Annotated in this window: 16 protein-coding genes; 10 read left to right on the forward strand and 6 right to left on the reverse strand. The window is 49.7% G+C overall.

The annotated features are described in order from the left end of the window. Positions 1-23: 23 nt before the first annotated feature. The 6 genes from B5G10_RS10295 to B5G10_RS10320 form a co-directional block, all read right to left on the reverse strand. A complete protein-coding gene (locus B5G10_RS10295) occupies positions 24-1,790 on the reverse strand; it encodes a RagB/SusD family nutrient uptake outer membrane protein (protein WP_087424644.1) in 1,767 nt (588 codons plus the stop codon). Positions 1,791-1,802: 12 nt separating this feature from the next. Continuing rightward, the gene (locus B5G10_RS10300; protein WP_087424645.1) at positions 1,803-5,039 is read right to left on the reverse strand and encodes a TonB-dependent receptor; all 3,237 of its coding nucleotides are present in this window, start codon (positions 5,037-5,039) and stop codon (positions 1,803-1,805) included. Positions 5,040-5,078: 39 nt separating this feature from the next. Next, on the reverse strand, positions 5,079-6,068 hold the full coding sequence (locus tag B5G10_RS10305) for a glycoside hydrolase family 5 protein (protein ID WP_087424680.1): 990 nt from the start codon (positions 6,066-6,068) through the stop codon (positions 5,079-5,081). 418 nt (positions 6,069-6,486) lie between these two features. Continuing rightward, on the reverse strand, positions 6,487-6,723 hold the full coding sequence (locus B5G10_RS10310) for a hypothetical protein (protein WP_143241124.1): 237 nt from the start codon (positions 6,721-6,723) through the stop codon (positions 6,487-6,489). A 182-nt stretch (positions 6,724-6,905) separates the two neighbouring features. Then, positions 6,906-7,916, reverse strand: a complete 1,011-nt coding sequence (locus tag B5G10_RS10315) for an NADP-dependent oxidoreductase (RefSeq protein WP_206396570.1) — start codon at positions 7,914-7,916, stop codon at positions 6,906-6,908. Positions 7,917-7,939: 23 nt separating this feature from the next. Then, positions 7,940-8,323, reverse strand: coding sequence for a helix-turn-helix domain-containing protein (locus tag B5G10_RS10320; RefSeq protein ID WP_087424648.1), 384 nt, complete (start codon positions 8,321-8,323; stop codon positions 7,940-7,942). 277 nt (positions 8,324-8,600) lie between these two features. Between B5G10_RS10320 and B5G10_RS10325 the strand changes: the two genes are divergently transcribed. From B5G10_RS10325 to B5G10_RS10370, 10 genes are all read left to right on the forward strand, one after another. Next, entirely contained in the window at positions 8,601-9,140 is a 540-nt protein-coding gene (locus tag B5G10_RS10325; RefSeq protein ID WP_087424649.1) for a DUF2148 domain-containing protein, read from the forward strand. Continuing rightward, the gene (locus B5G10_RS10330; protein WP_087424650.1) at positions 9,137-10,168 is read left to right on the forward strand and encodes an agmatine deiminase family protein; all 1,032 of its coding nucleotides are present in this window, start codon (positions 9,137-9,139) and stop codon (positions 10,166-10,168) included. Before B5G10_RS10325 ends, B5G10_RS10330 begins: the two co-directional genes overlap by 4 nt. A 12-nt stretch (positions 10,169-10,180) precedes the next feature. Then, positions 10,181-11,071: a carbon-nitrogen hydrolase gene (locus B5G10_RS10335; protein WP_087424651.1), complete on the forward strand. Its 891-nt coding sequence runs from the start codon at positions 10,181-10,183 to the stop codon at positions 11,069-11,071. A 153-nt stretch (positions 11,072-11,224) separates the two neighbouring features. Continuing rightward, the gene (locus tag B5G10_RS10340; RefSeq protein ID WP_087424652.1) at positions 11,225-11,698 is read left to right on the forward strand and encodes a dCMP deaminase family protein; all 474 of its coding nucleotides are present in this window, start codon (positions 11,225-11,227) and stop codon (positions 11,696-11,698) included. 191 nt (positions 11,699-11,889) lie between these two features. Further along, positions 11,890-13,527, forward strand: a complete 1,638-nt coding sequence (locus B5G10_RS10345; protein WP_087424653.1) for a S41 family peptidase — start codon at positions 11,890-11,892, stop codon at positions 13,525-13,527. A gap of 15 nt (positions 13,528-13,542) precedes the next feature. Next, the gene (locus tag B5G10_RS10350; RefSeq protein WP_087424654.1) at positions 13,543-14,106 is read left to right on the forward strand and encodes a 5-formyltetrahydrofolate cyclo-ligase; all 564 of its coding nucleotides are present in this window, start codon (positions 13,543-13,545) and stop codon (positions 14,104-14,106) included. Next, on the forward strand, positions 14,097-14,801 hold the full coding sequence (locus B5G10_RS10355) for a helix-turn-helix transcriptional regulator (RefSeq protein WP_087424655.1): 705 nt from the start codon (positions 14,097-14,099) through the stop codon (positions 14,799-14,801). The genes B5G10_RS10350 and B5G10_RS10355 overlap by 10 nt, the downstream gene beginning before the upstream one ends. An 11-nt stretch (positions 14,802-14,812) precedes the next feature. Beyond that, complete coding sequence (locus B5G10_RS10360; protein WP_087424656.1) at positions 14,813-15,367, forward strand: response regulator transcription factor; 555 nt, start codon at positions 14,813-14,815, stop codon at positions 15,365-15,367. Between the two features lie 123 nt (positions 15,368-15,490). Then, positions 15,491-16,120, forward strand: coding sequence for a DUF2975 domain-containing protein (locus B5G10_RS10365; protein ID WP_143241125.1), 630 nt, complete (start codon positions 15,491-15,493; stop codon positions 16,118-16,120). Between the two features lie 10 nt (positions 16,121-16,130). Beyond that, the gene (locus B5G10_RS10370; RefSeq protein ID WP_087424658.1) at positions 16,131-16,355 is read left to right on the forward strand and encodes a helix-turn-helix transcriptional regulator; all 225 of its coding nucleotides are present in this window, start codon (positions 16,131-16,133) and stop codon (positions 16,353-16,355) included. The last annotated feature ends 14 nt before the right edge of the window (positions 16,356-16,369 follow it).

Consider the following 16,369-nt stretch of genomic DNA (forward strand, 5'->3'; position numbering starts at 1 on the left):
CTCTTTTTTCGGTTAAACTCCTATTAACTCCAACCGGGATTATTGCTCGAAATAGCCTGGTTTGTCAAGATCTCGAGCGTAGGCAACGGGAACAGCAAGTGCTTGTTAGAACGAGTCTTCACGTTACCACACACGTCGGTACCCTCCAGTGCATTCATGGCCTGCAAATAGATACCCCAGCGTATTAAGTCCCAACGACGGTCGCCTTCCATGGCAAACTCCATAGCCCGCTCCTCGATAATGGCCGAGCGCAAAGCCTGCTTGGTCGAATAGTCTTTGAGTTCACGAGGCACGGCATTGCTTCGCTTGCGCACATCGTTGAGCAAGCCAATAGCCTCTTCGTTGGCCCCTTTCAACTCGTTCGAAGCTTCGGCCATGATAAGGATTACATCGGCATAGCGCAAGAACGGATAGTTGGCATCGGTACGTTGCAAGGTCTGGTCGGTAACCTGTTGACTGTATTTGGTCGTGAAGGCAAAGAACTGTTCCGAACCGCCCTCGTCGCATCGCCAGCCGGCGGTAACCTCGGGATTGTTGAACGGAGCCTCACGATTCTCTACCATACGCTGCCATTTCCCGAAATTGGGGAAGTAGGAACCACCACCCCAACTCGTGTCGGAGCCTTCGCGTATCCAGCAGTGGAGCACGCCTTTGTCCACCCGGTAGTCGTCCTCGTCGAACAGCAGATACCAGTGCTTGCTGTTACCCACCGTCAGGCTGTTATCGATATGCCCCTCGGCATTATACTTACCACAATAGTGATACGAGAAAAGTGTACCGTAGAGTTCGTCGCCCGATTTGGATTGCAGGCTGAACAGATGCTCGCTGCATCCTTTTCCTTCGTTTGACCAAACGAGATCATAGGGTTCCAGATTGTGAGTTCCGTAAAGCCCCTTCTTCACATCCGAGGCTACATCATAGGCCAACTGATAATATTCATGCGAATCGAACGATTCATATCCTGCTACTTGATCTTTTGCAAAATCTTTGGGCACAGGCTCGGTATAAACTTTGGTATCCGTACCGTTGATATTCTGCATGACAAACTGTTTACCGGTTCTTACCGTCACAATCTCACCGGCAGGCAGAGCGGCCGAAGCAATTGTCGCATAGACCTTGGCCAACAGCCCGGCTGCCGAAGCGGCACATACCCGCCCGGGCTCAAACCCGGTATCGGTATTTGTGTACAGCATATCTTTGGCGTCGAGAAGCAACGGAATGATCGTCTGCGTATAAACATCCTTAATAGGGATACGCGGACTGCTTGTATATTGCTGCGACTCATTCACACTTACCGAATAAACCGGTATATCGCCATAGGCACGCACCAGCATGAAATAGGCCCAGGCTTTCAAGAAGTAGCACTCGCCCAACACGTTGTTGCGATGTGCAGGAGTGAGATTCTCCATTTTGTTTATCTCGGCAATAGCCTCGTTGGCCCGGTTGATGAGCGAATACATACCGGTCCACATCACATCGCAGTGATTGTTTGAGCCTTGGAAGTTTCCGTTCCCAAATTGATCGAACTGCCAGGTAGCTCCCGACACATAGTCGCAATCGTAGTCCAGCGGTCGCGGCATGTTGCCATAACGGAACATGGCCGAGTGTAACGTTTCGTAAACACCTGTCGCCCACATATCGGCCCCTTCGTCCGAGTCGGGGACATCGTCTGGACTGATAAAATCATAGGGTTTCTCTTCGAGCATATCCTCGCACGAAGTAAAGACCGGCGCTGCTGCCATCGCCAACCCCAACATGGTCACATATATCGATATTTTTATCTTTTTCATTGTCTTTCCCGATTATAATGTTAATTTAACTCCTAACGTAAATGTGCGGCTTGCCGGATAAGAATAGATATCTACTCCTCGACGGGATGCATCTTCGCCAAAGGCATTCACATCGGGATCATACCAACTGTAATTGGTGATGGTAAACACGTTATTTACCGTACCAAACACGGTGAGATTTTCTATTCCTTTTACCGGTGACCCGAAGTTATAGGCCAGATTGATGGTTTTCAACTTCAAATACGAACCATCCTCGACATGGCGGTCGGAGATTTTCCACTCACGAGTTTGAGCCATGGTGGCACGAGGCCATTTTGCATTCTCGGTATTGTCGGGAGTCCAACGGCTTTCATAGGCAAACTTGGGTATGTTGCTCACACTTTGCATGGTAATATTCGTGAGGTTACCATTGAAGATATCGTTGCCATAAGTTCCCTGGAAGAAGAGACTCAAGGTGAGGTTTTTCCAGCGGAAATTACCGGTAAGACCATAGACAAAATCGGGATTGGTATCACCAATGATGGCCCTGTCCTCGGTCGTGATGGCACCATCGCCATTGACATCGAGATATTTGATTTCGCCCACCATACGCTGAGCTTCCACATCCGATACATTGGCATACAGAGGATCGGCCCGCACCTCGGCTACATTGTCATAGTAACCGTCTTCTACATAACCCAGAATGGCTCCAATGGGCAATCCGTTGCGTTGGATAAATACCTCTTTGGCACTGTACCACAGGTTGTTGGCATACTGATCGGCGGTGAGGCCACCAATGCGGTTGCGGTTGAATGTGATATTGGCATCGAAATTCAAGCCCCAATCTTTAGTATCGATGGCATAGAACTGCCCGGTGATCTCGAGACCCTCGTTGGTTACATGCCCAAAGTTGGTCCACATGTTGGTATAGCCCGTCGAATAGGGTATCGATACATATTGCAACAAGTCTTTGGTGCGTTTGTAGTAATAGTTCAGTGAGAGTGCGATACGGTTTTTCAAGAAACCCAGGTCAAGACCTACATTGTATTGATCGGTCGTCTCCCACTTCAAGTCTTTGTTCAACGGCCCTTTGTAAGTTTGCCCGGCAAAACCGCTCGTGGTAATACCCAACAGAGGATAGTTGGCGGTTCCCAACGAGGCCATCGTTTGATAGCTGCTTATACCTTGGTTACCGGTTTGACCGTAGCTGAGACGCAACTTCAGGTTGCTGAACACATCCAGTTTCTTAATGAACTCCTCTTCGGAAAGAACCCAGGCAAAAGCACCCGAAGCAAAGTTGGCAAACTTGTTGCCCGGAGCAAAACGGCTCGAACCGTCACGACGGAACGATGCGGTAAAGATATACCGGTCTTTCAACATATAGTTGGCACGTCCCAACAGAGAGATCAAAGTGGCTTCACCTCTGTTACTGGTGGGCGTGTCGATGGTAAGAGCCTGCGATATGTCGTAGTCTTCGGTAATATCGGTCGGGAAATTCGAAGCATTGATAGCCTTGCCTCCCCAGTTGGAGTTCTCATAAGTAAAACCAGCCACCACATTCAAGTGATGAATATCGGCAAAGGTCTTGTCGAAAGTCAAAATCGACTCGGCCGTCACATTCTGCCAAAAGTTATCACTCTTACCGGCACGACCGTTATAGCCTTTTCCCTCACCCGTTTCCCGTGGATAATAGGTAGAGCGCTCGTTGTCGGTATAGCTCATACCAAAATTCTGACGGAAACGCAGCCAGTCGGTAAACGTAATCTCGGCAAAGGCCGATGTAAACACGTTGATCGATTTCAATTCGTCCTTGGCCGTATTGACATAAGTACGGGGATTGGCCGACAGCCAGAAGTATTCATCGTCTTTGGTATTGTCGCCTACATAAATCGTAGGGGGATACAGCATGGCCGACCGTATGATACTGTAATCGTAAGCATTCGATTTGGCAAATCGCGTATTGGATTTGGTAAAATTGATATTCAACCCGGTGTTGAGCCACGACTTCACCTGGCTGCCAACATTGGCGCGCACGGCAAAACGATCGTATCCCGAATTGCGGATAATACCGGTTTGGTCGGTATAGTTTGCCGAGAAAGCATAGGTGCTCTTTTCGCTACCACCCGACACGCTGATGTTGTATTCCTGCGTGAAGGCATCCTGCAAGATTTCGTCCAACCAATTGGTACCCTCGACCCACTGGCGGTTACCATATTCATCTTCGTGCCAGCCGGGATTCAGGAAATCCTCGGGAGTAGGCTCATACTCACCCGATGCCGGTATAATATTGTTGTTCTCGTCGCGACGATAGTTCCAGTCGCCACGATAAGGCAGATAGGCATAGGGGGTATTGTCGTACAAAGCATTGTTAATGGTTGCTTCATTCACAAAATTGGCATACTCATAAGCGTTGAGGCTCTCTACGATTTTCGAGATTTTCGAGAGACCGAAGTTGGCCGAGAACTCTACCCGAGCGGCTCCAGCCTTACCCTTTTTGGTCGTAATGAGCACCACGCCGTTGGCACCTCGCGAACCATAAATGGCTGTAGCCGAGGCATCTTTCAAGATATCGATCGACTCGATATCGTTGGGGTTGATCAACGCCAAGGGATTGGATGTCGTGTTGTTGTTTTCATTGGCACCACTGGTAGGAGTATCGCCCGTCTCGAACGGGATTCCATCGACAATATACAAAGGTTGCGAACTGGTAGAGAAAGAGTTGGCACCTCGAATGGTAATACTCATGCCCGAACCCGGAGCACCATCGTTCGAGTTGACTTGCACACCGGCCAGCTTGCCCTGCAATGCCTGGCTAAAGCTGGTAGGGTTACCAATCATAAGATCTTCACTCTTGATCGAAGCAACAGCACCCGACAAGTCTTTCTTCTTCATCGTACCATAACCGATTACCACAACCTCGTCGAGCGATTTAGAATCTTCCTCCAGTCTCACATTAATCTGTTTCTTCTCGCCCACGGTCACATCTTTGCGGGTATAACCCATAAACGAAAAGCGTAATACCGATTTTGCACCTTTTACCACAATCGAATACTGGCCATCGATATTGGTAATCGTTCCATTGCCACTCGATTTCAACTCGGTAACATTGGCTCCGGGAATAGGAATCCCGGCATCATCGGTGACCACACCTTTCACCACGACATCTGCCACAGCAGTCGTTGCCCAAAACAGTGCCACAACCAGCGACATGGTCCTGAGCCCTTTACCCACCATTTGAGAGCGTGGGAAAGAAAACAAGTTTCTTTTCATCTGTAATAAATTTAAAATTAACAATCTTATTTTTGAATATTATTTCTTTATCTTTTTTGCTTTATACACCGGCTCGTTGTAGTGTCTTATAAACTTCCGGCTTTGGCGCCCGGCCGGTTTGATGAGCGACTCGTCCCAACCTCCGTTCTTGTCGGCCCGCGGCAACAACATCGAGCAGGTTTCGTTCTTGTCCGAGATAGACCAGTTTACCCAACTGATTCGGTGATTCTCCATCCACTCGACCCAACGAGTCCACTCCTCAATATCGAGCGGGCCATCGCCCGTGCACTCCATACCGGCACACTCCGATACGAAGATAGGTATCCCAGCTTCCCAGGCAGCCGTAGCTCGATCGCGCAACTCTTGTTTATGGGTAGCAGCATAGAAATGAAGCGTGTACATAATGTTGTGGAATCCCTCCAGAGGATCGGCTGCTACCAAATGCAAATCCTGATCCCAATGCGGACTACCCACCAAAATGATATTGTCAGGGTCATACTTACGTATCTCGGTAATGATTTCTGTAGCATACTCTTTTACGCTCTCCCATGTGTCTTCCATAGGTTCGTTGTAGATTTCATAAATTACATGGGGATACTTTCCATACTTCTGGGCCATCATCGAAAAAAACTTCTTGGCCTCTTCTTTCTGCGGATAATAGGTATGCCAGTCGATTATGACATATACATTATTTTTAATAGCAGCCTTTACGACCGTATTGATACAATCGAGTGCAAAATCGGGATTCTCCAGATAATTATCTTCTATACATGTACCCATGGCTGCTCGCAATACGGTGCACCGCCAATCTTCCTTCAGCCACTTTACTGATTTCTTATTATAAAAACGGGGCCACAAATTGTGCCAACCATAACTAACACCTCGCAACACGACAGGCTCTCCACTTTGACTGCACAACTGATTTCCTTTTACCTGAAGCTGACCATACAGTTTCACCGGATCGACAGCCAAAGCCGAGACAGAAAACCCCAATAATACAAAGAGTGTGAATAGATATCTTTTAAGCATAATCACGGTATTAAATTTACAATACAAAATAACAGCAAAAAAGCAGAGCAAAAAAGTACTTTTTTATCCGATAATGATACTTTCTTACCCTATGCCTATTTTAGGAGAAAAAGGGGGAGGAGAAAAAGACAGGATGCACCTATCAACCCATTGATTATAAACTAATAATAAGCATAACTACAAATTAGTCACCGACTAAATTTTTCTCAAAAATAGCCCAAAGCGAGCATTGAATAAAATATCGAAACAAAGATTCAGATATTTTTTATCCAAAACCGCCTCTTACCTTTTACAAAGGTAAACAAAAAAGGAGACAGTAGCACACAAAATAGCATTTCGTCGCTTGGCTATGCCAAGCCGTATTTATTATACTATTATTATATATAAACCTGAAAAAGGTATATCGACCTCATGGAGGTTACTCGTCGTGATCCTCGAGACTGTCCCACACCGAGTCTTGCTGCTCGATATATTCTTCGTAATAAGTAGCAAAACCTTTTCGTCCCGAGACCCCTACTGTGTCACACCATTCTTGATAATCGGCTTCCAACTGCTTATCAGCCTCCAGCATTGATCGAAACATCTCTTCCGATAAATCAAGAGTGCGATACTGCTTAATAATATCATCAAATGTAGCTGTAATATCATTATTCATGGCATTCCTATTTATCAAATAAAACACATTATATATATCTTGGTTCAAATATAACGAATCTTTTATAAAAAGTGATTGAAACAAGATAAAAAAGAAAAAACAAATTTGACCTTCTTGGTTCTCTCCCTTATAGATTGAGACAGAATAGAATAGAGCCAGATTCGATTGAGAGCACCTGCTTGCTACATTTGAATGATTATTTTTCCGTCGAGACCGCCCTGCGCCATCCGTTGCAGCGCCTCGTTGACTTGCGACAAGGTATATACATGGGAATCGACAGCCGGAGTAATGTGTTTTTTCTCTACAATTTCTGTTATTTTTTGGAGCTGTTCACCATCGGAGCGTACAAACATAAAGCGATATTCCTTGCTCTGCTTCTTGGCGGCGGAATCATATTTGCTCCCGGCCAACGTGAACAACAACCTTTTCAACCAGGAGTAGTGATTACGAACGGCGAATGTCTTGTTGGGAACATTCCTCAGGCTCAACAGTCGTCCGCCCTCTTTCAATACCGACAATTCATGGTCAAACTCTTTTGCTCCCAAAGTATCTATTACATAATCGATCTGCGACAACACCTCCCAATAGTTCTCTTTTCGGTAATTGATATACCTATCGACACCCATGGCCAGGAACTGGTCACGGGCTCGTTCATTACCTGTTACAACAACTCTCAGGCCCAAAGAGAGGGCTATCGGTACTGCCATTTGCCCGAAACTACCCGATCCGCCCGGTATCAACAGGGTTTCTCCCGGTCGAGCTTCCAACTCCTCTACAATCCCTTGATAGGCTGTCAAACCGGTCAAGGGTATCGCTGCGGCTGTAGCAAACTCATACCCGGCAGGCATTTTCGCCACGGCCCGATAATCTACGGCCACATACTCGGCAAAAGCCCCTATCCTTTTCAATGGCAGTCGGGTATAAACCCGGTCGCCTATAGCGAAATGAGTGACATGGGCTCCTACCTTTTCGATGATTCCCGAACATTCATTTCCCAAAGTAAGCGGCATGGCATAATCTTGAATCAACCGCACACTCCCTGTCATAATCAATATCTCCAGCGGATTGACAGCGGCGGCTTTTACCCGAATCAAAACCTCGTCGTCGGCACATCCGGGTATCTCGATGTCGTTCACAGTGGCTTCTATATGCTTTGAATAACGATTAATTTGTGCAACTTTCATTGTTTCCATATGGATGGCATTTATAGATAGATTTATATTTCGTTCTCTCGCACCGACTTTTTACGGTCGGCCATAATCTCGGCCCCATTTTCCATGGCCCATTCCAGCAGGTGAGTAAGGATGGGGGTCAACGACCGAGCTCTTGCGGTAAGTGCGTATTCTACACGCGGAGGTATCTCTGGGAAAACAGTCCGGCTCACATATCCGTCGTCTTCCAAAGTTCGCAAAGTCATTGTCAACATACGTTGAGAAATATCGGGCATCTGTTGCTTCAACTCCATAAAACGCATGCTCTCCTTGCCCGACATACTTAATATGTATATAACCAACAGAGCCCATTTGTCACAGATTCTTGACAGTATATTCCTCACCGGGCAAGTGGGAAACATCGCATCTTGTATAATCGACCGTTTCATAATTATTCCATTTGACAACAAATTGTACCTCAACTATTTGTATTATGTATTTCACGTCATACAATCAAAATAGTACACAAAAATAACTAATCATATTTTAATTACTAAATATATTTTATATCCTTTAGCAATATTATTGGAATTATACACTATGCAACCTATCTTTGTAGAAGATAGAACTGGGTTCGGCATAATCAATCTCGAAAAATGCATTTTCATTTGCCTCTGCCCTCGCCTTTCGCTATCTTTGCTTCCACTAAAACAACCTTATGACTCTATGATATATAACGAACGTGATACTCGTAAAGAGATGGTGTGCGAAGCTGCCAAACAGATTATGATGGCGGCTCGTACCGCCCCCAAAGGAAAAGGGGTGGATATTATCGAAATTGCTACCGTCACGGGTGACGACCTGCTGACCCTGGCCAACCAGATGCGACTGACCGGCGAAAAACGCGGCATGAAGTTTTTCCTGCGCGATGCCGGCAACATCGAGCAGTCCGATGCGGTTATCCTCATCGGGACCCGTCGCCAGGTTCAAGGGCTCAACTGTGCCTATTGCGGCTATCCCACCTGTGCCGAGAATCCCCAAGCCAACCCCTGCGCCATCAACTCGATCGACGTGGGTATCGCCATCGGGTCGGCCTGCTCAAAGGCAGCCGATATGCGCATCGACACCCGAGTGATGTTCTCGGCCGGTGCCACGGCTCAAGAGATGGAGTTACTGCCCGGCTGTCGGCAGGTGATTGCCATAGCCATGAGCGTATCGTCCAAGAGTCCGTTTTTCGACCGTAAACCCCAAACGCCGAAACCATGAGCCGTTCGATCCTCTTCCCGGCCGAATGGTATCCACAATCGGGTATCCAGCTCACCTGGCCTCACCAGGGGACCGACTGGGCCTATATGCTCGACGAGGTTACGGCCTGTTATATCAATCTTGCCCGAGAGATTACCAAACGCGAGAGATTGCTCATCGTCACACCCGAACCCGAACGAGTGAGACAGCTGCTGCAAGGAGTAGTCGATACCGACTCTGTCGTCTTTGCCTCCTGCCCCACCAACGACACTTGGGCCCGCGACCACGGCGGCATCACCCTTTTTCGCGACGGGGCACCCTGTATCTGCGATTTCAAGTTCAACGGCTGGGGACTCAAGTTTGCAGCCAACCACGACAACCTCATCACCTCGCGCCTCTACCGGCAGAAGCTGTTTAATGCCCGGTATGAAAACCGGCTCAATTTTGTCGTCGAGGGCGGTGCTCTCGAAAGCGACGGCGCAGGTACCCTGCTCACCACCAGCGAGTGCATGCTGTCGCCCAACCGCAACGGCGAGTGGTCGCAAACCCGCATCGAAGAGTATCTGAAAGAGACTCTCGGTCTGCAACGGGTCTTATGGCTCGACCACGGCTATCTGGCCGGCGACGATACCGACAGCCACATCGATACTCTGGCCCGTTTTGCCCCCGACGATACCATCGTGTATGTGCAATGCACCAACCCGACCGACGAGCACTACGAGGCACTGCACCTCATGGAGGAGCAACTGCGCACCTTCACGACCATCCAAGGTACACCCTACCGGCTGTTGCCTCTGCCCATGGCCGATGCAGTCTATGACGAGAACGGAGAGCGACTGCCCGCTACCTATGCCAACTTCTTAATCGTGAACAAAGCCGTGCTCTACCCCACCTACCGACAGCCAGCCAACGACCGGGCCGCCGCTGAGGTGCTGCAAACCGCTTTCCCCGGCCGGGAAATCGTGGGAATAGATTGCTCACCGCTCATCCGTCAACACGGTTCGCTACACTGCGTAACCATGCAATATCCCGAGAATGTATTACAATAAACCATAAACTCCATGCGTGAAAAGAAAATAAAAGTCGGACTCGTGCAACAGCACAATAGCGATAACATCGCCGATAACATGAACCGCCTGAAACACAGCATCGAGCAATGTGCAGCACAAGGTGCCCGGCTCGTCGTGTTACAGGAGTTGCACAACAGTCTCTACTTCTGTCAAACCGAATCGACCGACTGCTTCGATCTGGCCGAGACCATACCGGGGCCATCGACCGACTTCTACGGTCAACTGGCTGCCGACCTCCATATCGTGCTGGTCACCTCGCTATTTGAGCGCAGGGCACCCGGTCTCTACCACAATACCGCCGTCGTGTTCGACACCGACGGCTCCATTGCCGGCAAATACCGCAAGATGCACATTCCCGACGACCCTGCCTATTACGAGAAATTCTACTTTACGCCCGGCGACCTGGGCTTCAAACCCATAAAGACCTCGATAGGCACCTTGGGAGTTCTGGTATGCTGGGACCAATGGTACCCCGAGGCTGCCCGACTCATGGCCCTGCAGGGAGCCGACCTGCTCATCTACCCCACGGCCATCGGCTGGGAGAGTTCCGATACACCCGAGGAGCAAAAACGCCAGCAGGATGCCTGGATTATTTCACAGCGGGGACATGCCGTAGCCAACGGGCTGCCGGTGATTGCCGTCAACCGTGTGGGTCACGAGCCCGACCCCTCGCAACAGACCCGCGGCATCCAGTTCTGGGGGCACAGTTTTGTGTGCGGTCCTCAAGGCGAGATACTGGCCGCAGCACCCAGCGACAGCGAGTGGTGCCAGGTGGTAGAAGTTGACCTCGCCCGCAGCGAAAACGTGCGGCGCTGGTGGCCCTTCCTGCGCGACCGCCGCATCGATGCCTACGACGGTATTTTACAGAGATTTATCGACTGACAAGAACGGGGTGTCGCAGCAATTCGACACCCCGTTTTCGTATTCGACAGAAAGCCCTCTCGATTTTTCTTACAAGCTCTGCGTTATTATTTGATAAAAAAGAGAATAAATACCCGCAAAACAGCTATTTTTGTGAATCATTATCGCCGATATATGGATACGAAACCAAATAATGCCGACAAACAACTGACGCTGGACAAACGCTACATACGCATGGCGCAAATCTGGGCCGAAAACTCCTACTGCCAACGGCGCAAGGTGGGAGCCTTGATTGTCAAAGACAAAATGATTATCTCCGACGGATACAACGGTACACCGGCCGGCTTTGAAAACTGCTGTGAAGATGAAACCGGGCACACCTTTCCCTTTGTTCTGCACGCCGAAGCCAATGCCATCACCAAGGTAGCCCGCAGCAACAACAGCAGCGACGGTGCCACCCTGTATGTCACCTCATCGCCCTGCATCGAATGTGCCAAACTGATTATCCAGTCGGGTATCAAACGAGTGGTTTTCTCGGAGTATTATCGTCTGCAAGACGGCATAGAGCTCTTGCGCAAAGCCGGGATAACGGTCGATTTCATCAACCCGCAGGCCGACGAAGAGTCATCTCAAAACAAGGGTCAATAATACGGAGGATATTAATCACAGGTTGCGATCAAGTGGTCAAAGTCGCCTCCTGCCCTCTCCGAAAAAAGAAACGACAAAGACGAAAGCTCCCGGAATAGACAGAGGAAACACCTCCCCCACGCCGTGAGCAATCTCTTTTACCATATGTTTTTCTATAACAAAAAGAACGTGTTTAAATATCAGCACCGATTATGAACAACAACAAAGCTCGCTTCGTCTGGATTCCCCTGCTCCTGGCCGTCGCCATCGTGGGAGGTATTTTAATCGGACGATTCTTCTCTACTCAAAATCCGTTCGGCCGCAGTGCACGGTACGACAAAATCGAGAGCCTGCTGCAATGCATCGAACAGGAGTATGTCGATACCGTCAATCAGGAAGAACTCATCGAAAACGTCATGCCCAAGATTTTGGGCGAACTCGATCCACACTCGGCCTACATCCCGGCCAAAGATCTGGAGAGTGTCAACGAAGAGTTGGAAGGCTCGTTCAGCGGCATCGGTATTCAATTCAATATCCTCAACGACACCATCAACGTAGTGAGTGTCATACCGGGCGGACCCTCTGAGAAGGTGGGTATCCTGGCCGGCGACCGCATCATCTCGGTCAACGACTCGGCTTTTGTAGGCAAAGGCATCAGCAACGAGAGCGTGATGAAAAACCTGAAAGGCCCCAAAGGCACGGTTGTCAAACTCGAGATTCTGCGCAAGACCGCCAAGAAACCCCTCACCTACGAAGTAACCCGGGGCGATATCCCCGTGAACAGCATCGATGCCGCCTTCATGCTCGACGACGGTGCCGGCTATATCAAAGTAAGCAAATTCGGACGCACTACCTACGACGAGTTTATCAATGCCCTCTCCAAACTGAATAACCAGGGGGCCAAAAGCTTCATTATTGACCTGCGCGGCAACAGCGGTGGTCTGATGGATATTCCCATCAACATGGCCAACGAGCTGCTCCCCGCCAACCGGCTCATTGTCTATGCCGAGGGCAAGGCTTTCGAGCGCGAGGACGCCATCTCGAACGGCACAGGCACCTTCCAGGATGCCCCGCTCATCGTTCTCACCGACGAATGGTCGGCCTCGTCGAGCGAAATTTTTGCCGGAGCCATTCAAGATAATGACCGGGGACTCATCGTTGGTCGCCGCACTTTCGGCAAAGGATTGGTACAGCAGCAAATTCCGTTCCGCGACGGTTCGGCCGTGCGCCTCACGGTGGCTCGCTACTACACCCCCTCGGGGCGCTGCATCCAGAAAGAGTATGAATTGGGCAAAGCCGACGATTACAGCATGGACATTGTCAACCGCTACAAGCATGGCGAATTCTTCAATGCCGACAGCATCAAGCAAAACAAAGATTTGGTATATCATACCGTCAACGGTCGCGAAGTCTATGGCGGCGGCGGTATCATGCCCGATATCTTCGTGCCTCGCGACACGACCGGCTATACCTCCTATTTCAACAACGTGGTCAACGAGGGCGTCATCTACCAGTATGCCTTTGCCTATACCGACAAGAACCGCGACAAACTGGCACAAGCCAAGACGCTCGACAAACTGCTGCCCATGCTCGATGCCAACACCCTGCTGACCGACTTCGTGCAATATGCCGCCCAGAAAGGGATACGCCCGCGGCCCGTCTATATCAACATCTCGCGCAAACTCATCGTCAATACCTTGCAAGCCTATATCGCCCGCAACATGTTGGGCGAAGAGGCTTTCTACAAACTGCTGTTGCGCGACGACGAAACCCTGCGGAAAGCCAAAGAGGTACTGGCCGATGAGAATACCTACAACCGCTTGCTGAGCGGCAGTAGCAACGAAAACTAAACCCGGCGCCCCCTTATGCACGACAAACGGCAATTGAGACAGGAGATCAAGCAGTTGAAACGAGCTCTCACACCCGCCGAGCGGGAGTCGCTTTCGCAACGCATCTGCGCGGCCGTGGAGTCGTTGCCCGGCTTCGACCGGGTATCACACCTCATGCTCTACCATGCTCTGCCCGACGAGGTCGATACCCAATGGCTCCTCTCGAGATGGAGCGAGACCAAGCAGCTCTATCTGCCCGTGGTAAACGGCGATGATATCGTGGTGGCCCGCTACGGTCGTGGGCCGGTGCGCCAGGGAGCCTATGGCATTTGGGAACCGGCCGATGCAACCGCCATCGATCCGTCGCAACTCGAGTGGATTGTGGTGCCGGGGGTAGCCTTCGACCGGGCAATGAACCGGCTGGGACGGGGCAAGGGATACTACGACCGACTTTTGCAACAGATCTCGGCCCGAAAGATAGGCATCTGCTACGGGCTGCAACTGCTCGACGAAATTCCCGCCGAACCCCACGACATAAAAATGGATCTTATCGTAACCGAGAATAACATTATTTATAAAGACAACGAACTATGGCACTGATAAACGCCGAGTGTAAACTTTGCGACGTGATATTGAACGAACCGTCACTCATCCCGGTCATTAACCGATTTGGCATTATCCTGGGTGTAGGCGACAAGAGCATACGCACCGTATGCGAGGAGAAGAAACTCGACAGCGAGTTTTTCGTCACGATTCTCAATACCTTTATCAACGAAGACTATTTCCCCGAGAATCGTCTCAAATCGTTCTGCGCCACCCAGATTGTCGATTACCTCACCCAAACCAACGCCTACTACCAGCAGTTCCAGATTCCCAACATCGAGCGGCACTTCAACTCGCTCATCAACCAGAGCGACAGCGACAACAACAACCTCGAGCTGATGAAACAGTTTTTCGAAGAGTTGAAAAAAGAGCTACTCTCACGCATCGAACATGACCGCACCAGTTGGTTTCCCTCCATCAGAGCCGCGGCCGAAAAACTGCGCGGAGAATACTATGGCGAGCACATACGCTACGACCACGACGAGCCCGACTCGCTCGAAGAGAAGCTCGACGACCTCAAGAGCCTTTTCATCATTCATCTGCGTGGAGAGTATGACCTCAACTTGTGCCACGGTGTCATCTTTGCCCTGTACAGTCTCGAGAAAGATATCAAGCAGCACAACCGCATACGCAACCGCATCCTGCGGCCTATTGCCGATGCCATGCTCAAGGCCTGCCACGAAAAAGAATAAGATCCTGCCCCATGCGTATCGCCGTCATCACTCCACACACGCTGTTGAACCTCGGGTTGAAGCATCTGTTTCAACGGTACTTCGACATATCGCCTGCGCTCTACAACCGGGTGGACGATTTTTTCGACGACACCCCCGAACAGTTCGACGCCTATCTGCTCTTCGCCGATACCCTGATGGCATACAGCGACTTCTTCCTTCCCCGCAAGAGCCGCATCATGCTGCTCACCGCAAGTCACGAAAACCCTACCGCCCCGTTTGCCCCGGTGCTACCGGTCCATGAAGACGAAGAGGCTCTCATCGAACGGCTCGAAAGTTTCGTCGAACAGCTCGACCGGCAAGCCGAGAACCTGTCGCACGACCTGTCGCCCCGCGAAACCGAGGTGTTGAAACTGGTAGCCAAGGGTTTCATGAATAAAGAGATTGCCGACCAACTGAATATCAGCATCAATACCGTACTCAGCCACCGCAAGAATCTCACATCCAAACTGGGTATCAAAACCGTCTCGGGCCTCAGCTTCTATGCCATGATGAACGGCTACATATCCGACATCGACAACAAGTAATTCGACCCACCGATTTTCTTCTCAGACCTATTATTTTATCGTTTTTCGATAAAAATATACTGTTTTTCTTGTTTTCCTCGAAAATTTTTCTTTCCTTTGTCTTACCAATACAACAAGGTCTATATGTTTTACGACAAGCAAACCCAGAGAAAAATACAATTACTCAACCTGTTAATTGCATTGCTCATACTCATCCCCATCGTGCTCGACTTCTCCAAAGGATTCACCATCGGGTTCAACTCCTCGTTCATCGGTTTTGAAAACGGGCTGGGAAAATCGTCATTGCAGATAAGTACCATCAAGCCCGACAACCTGCAACTGAGCGAGTTCGGTTCGATACCGGCTCTCACCCTATCGACCGACGGCATCCTCTACATACCCGACTCGATGGTACCCACCGGTCTGAAAATAAGTGCTGCGGTCTTCACCATCCTCTCACTGGCCTCGCTCATTGCCATGATTGTGATGCTGGTCAAGCTCATCCGGTCGGTAGCCGCCGAAGGATTGATGAACAGCAAGAACATCAAGCGGCTGCGTCGCCTCTCCTACTACATGATTATCTTCTACTTCATCAGCTATATCGACCTCTTTATCGCAACCGGATACTACCGCTCGCACCTCGACCTGGGCAACAATACCCTGTGCTATCCCGAGTTGAGCCCATCGGTCACCATTGCATTCATCCTGCTGTTGCTGGCCGAGATTCTGAATATAGCCCACAAACAACGCGAAGAGCTGGACCTCACCATATAAATCATTGCCTATGCCGATTATTGTGAACCTTGATATCATGATGGCGAAACGAAAAATTTCGCTCAACGAACTTTCGGGCAAGATCGATATCACCCCTGCCAACCTCTCGATTCTCAAGACCGGGAAGGCCAAAGCCATACGCTTCTCGACCCTCGAGGCCATCTGCAAAGAGTTGAACTGCCAGCCCGGCGACATACTCGAATACCAGGGAGATAACGAAGAGACAACAAAATAACACAAACACCAATA

It is taken from the genome of Barnesiella sp. An55, from assembly GCF_002161555.1.
GTDB lineage: Bacteria > Bacteroidota > Bacteroidia > Bacteroidales > Barnesiellaceae > Barnesiella > Barnesiella merdipullorum.